Origin of the sequence: Fluviicola sp. (assembly GCF_030151805.1) — a bacterium.
GTDB lineage: Bacteria > Bacteroidota > Bacteroidia > Flavobacteriales_D > Crocinitomicaceae > Fluviicola.
Window position 1 is genome coordinate 1 of record NZ_JASLCN010000341.1, and the last position, 3,061, is coordinate 3,061.

Genomic DNA, 3,061 nt, shown 5'->3' on the forward strand with positions numbered 1-3,061 from the left:
TCCTGTAATCCGGCCTGCATTTACACTTACAGAGATATGATCCAAGGCAAGCATTTCCCGATAAAAAACAGTTAGATTCTCTACTTCAATTGCCTTTTTCATTTCAATCCTTCTTTAATTGAATTCACATTGTGAGTTAACATTCCGAGATACGTATCTGCTCCACTTCCTTTCGAGCCCAAAGCATCAGAGAAAAGTGTTCCTCCTATTTTCACGTGATATCCTTTTCTTTTGACAGAATTCAAAACACTATTCAATGCTTTCGGGCTGACAGAATTTTCCACAAAAATTGCTTTCACCTGGTGATCTACGATAAAATTGACCAAATCCACTACATCCCTGACTCCGGGTTCCTGGGAAGTTGATACTCCCTGAAGCGCTTTTACCAGAATATCGAACGTGCGTCCGAAATAGTGGAATGCATCGTGTGAGGTAATCAGAATTCGTCTCTTTTCCGGAACCTTTACCAATTCTTTTTTTAACTCTGTCGTTTTAGCTTCGACTTTTTGCAGGAAGCGATAGAAGTTCTCCCGGAACTCTAATTCGTATTGCGGGTAAAGATCAATCAACCTGTCCACTACTCCGTTCATTGACTGAACCCATGAATCCGTGTCAAACCAAACATGCGGATCCGGAGTAATTTTGTCCGTATAAAGTATCTTCTCTTCGGGAAAATCAGCTTGAAAAGAAACCACGGCTTTTCGTTCCGACAAACGTTCAAACAATTCCGCCATCTTTCCTTCCAGGTGAAATCCGGTATAAACAACCAATTTCGCATCATTCAACAATCCGACATCGCTTGGCCGCGGATTATAGGTATGCGGGTCAACTCCAGGCCCCATCAGCGATTTTACGGTCAACCTGTTTCCAACAACCTGTTGCACACAATCTGCCACAATGGATGTGGAACAAACAATCAGTTTGTCATTCTCTTTTCGCTGCTGCATTCTACAACCAGTTAAAAAGAACAAACCGGTCAGTATGAAAATCACATTCCTCATACCGGTTTGACAGAGATTTGTTTGGCAATGGTGTTTGAAAACTGAACTTGTTTTCCTTTCATTTCTATTAAAATCGAACCATCGAAATTCAGTTTATCCAACACTTCAATATGAGTTCCCAGATTCAAGCCGATTTTACTCAGGTACTGCAAAAATTCTGTTTGGTCATCTTCAACCCCCATCACAATGGCTTTCATTCCTATTGTTGCTTCGGATAATATAATGCGATTAGTTACCGCTTCGATCTTTCCATCTTTACCCGGAATTGGTTCTCCATGCGGATCAACTTTCGGAAAACCTAAAAACTCATCCAGCCTGTTTGTTAATTCTGTTGATTGAATGTGTTCGAGTTGTTCAGCTATTTCATGTACTTCATCCCAGCCGAAATTCAGTTTATCCACTAAAAATGTTTCCCAAAGCCGGTGTTTCCGAATGATTTCCAAAGCACAGGAACTTCCCAATTCAGTGAGCTGACATCCTTGATATTTCTGATATTCCAGCAAGTTTTTTTCTCCAAGCTTCTTTAACATATCCGTTACGGAAGATGCTTTTGTCATCATTTTTTCGGCCAGATCATTTGTTGAAATCGTTCCTTTATCTTCCTGACTTAAGGTAAAGATTGCCTTGAGATAATTTTCTTCGCTTTGTGTTAACTTCAAGATTCTTGTTTTACACAAAGTTAAAAACTTTTTTAGACATATCTAAAAAAATAATTGATCGTTTGATTTATAGGAAATAAAGCTTTGAGCTTTTTGAGAAAATAGTTGTACTTTTGCACCGAAATTTATTTAAACAAAGAAGAAGATGTCAGGTAACAGAACATTTACAATGTTAAAACCAGATGCGATCGAAAACGGTCACATGGGAAAGATTATTGATATGATTATCCAGGCTGGATTTTCAATCAAAGCGATGAAATTCACTCGTTTAACTGAGGAGCAGGCAAAAAAATTCTATGAAGTTCACGCTGAGCGTCCATTCTACGGTGAATTGGTTGAATACATGACATCCGGACCAATTGTTGCTGCTATTTTGGAGAAAGACAATGCAGTTGCTGATTTCCGTGCTTTGATCGGGGCTACAGATCCTGCAGAGGCTGCTGAGGGTACAATTCGTAAGTACTATGCTGAGTCTAAAGGGAGAAATGCGGTTCACGGTTCTGATTCTGATGAGAATGCTGCAATTGAAGGAAAATTCCATTTCGCTGATTCTGAAATTTTCTAATATTTCAATCCATACAAGATAAAGAAGCCTTACTTTTAGTGAGGCTTTTTTGTTGGAATAACGTTATGAATAAACAATTAGACATCTTCGGAGGCAGTATTTCCGGGTACTTGATCGTGATAGAACCAGATCATGCTACTTCTCAAAAAGTCGTCCAATTAAAGCAGCAATTAGACACCATCTTTCCATTGCCGGAAGATGTTCTTCATTCAAAACCACACATCAGTCTTTGTTATTTTGAAGCGAATGAATCCTCAGAAGAATTAATCAAAGAAAAATTGACAGCAATTACGGCTTCTTTAAAGCCTTTTACGGTAGTTATTTCCGGGGTTGAAAAATGGAAAAACGGTACGTTTATATTGCAACTTATTCAGAATGAAGCTCTCAATTACATTCAAAAAGAACTTTCACATTCCTTTAAAGGAGTCACCAAAACCCCACATTTAACGATTGCAAGAACTATTCCGGAACGAATCCTGGAACAAGTTTCTCCGGATTATTTTGATTATCAAGGTGATTTTATCTGTGAATCTATTCTCATTCTTAAGAAATCTCCGGGAAAATCTTACCAAACGCTATCAATGATAGCATTTTAAGGACACCGTTTTGTTTTTAGATTCCTTCTGTTAAGGAAGTAAAGAATTACTCTTGAGTAGCAAGAGTCACCACACTTCTTTTACTCCCAATAACCGAAGATTCATCTGGAGTCTTACCATGAGATAATCAAAAAAGTATAAACAAAAAAAAGCCGTTCCTTTTGGGAACGGCCTTCGTATTAAAAGTGGCATCGACTTACTCTCCCACCCTCAAAAGGGCAGTACCATCAGCGCTAACGG

4 protein-coding genes are annotated in these 3,061 nt (G+C 38.6%); 2 read left to right on the forward strand and 2 right to left on the reverse strand.

Features of this window, described 5'->3' with window-relative positions:
• Positions 1-98: 98 nt before the first annotated feature.
• Together Q1V93_RS12955 and Q1V93_RS12960 are read right to left on the reverse strand one after the other, a co-directional pair.
• Entirely contained in the window at positions 99-992 is an 894-nt protein-coding gene (locus Q1V93_RS12955) for a zinc ABC transporter substrate-binding protein (RefSeq protein ID WP_300665284.1), read from the reverse strand.
• Between the two features lie 5 nt (positions 993-997).
• Entirely contained in the window at positions 998-1,660 is a 663-nt protein-coding gene (locus Q1V93_RS12960; protein WP_367183803.1) for a metal-dependent transcriptional regulator, read from the reverse strand.
• A 145-nt stretch (positions 1,661-1,805) separates the two neighbouring features.
• Between Q1V93_RS12960 and Q1V93_RS12965 the strand changes: the two genes are divergently transcribed.
• Together Q1V93_RS12965 and Q1V93_RS12970 are read left to right on the forward strand one after the other, a co-directional pair.
• Positions 1,806-2,225, forward strand: a complete 420-nt coding sequence (locus Q1V93_RS12965; RefSeq protein ID WP_300665285.1) for a nucleoside-diphosphate kinase — start codon at positions 1,806-1,808, stop codon at positions 2,223-2,225.
• A gap of 65 nt (positions 2,226-2,290) precedes the next feature.
• The gene (locus Q1V93_RS12970; protein ID WP_300665286.1) at positions 2,291-2,821 is read left to right on the forward strand and encodes a 2'-5' RNA ligase family protein; all 531 of its coding nucleotides are present in this window, start codon (positions 2,291-2,293) and stop codon (positions 2,819-2,821) included.
• Positions 2,822-3,061: the final 240 nt, after the last annotated feature.

Bases quoted from the DNA above. Each gene is read 5' to 3' on its own strand.
- Q1V93_RS12965 (WP_300665285.1), top strand. From the start codon at position 1,806: ATGTCAGGTAACAGAACATTTACAATGTTAAAACCAGATGCGATCGAA.
- Q1V93_RS12970 (WP_300665286.1), top strand. From the start codon at position 2,291: ATGAATAAACAATTAGACATCTTCGGAGGCAGTATTTCCGGGTACTTG.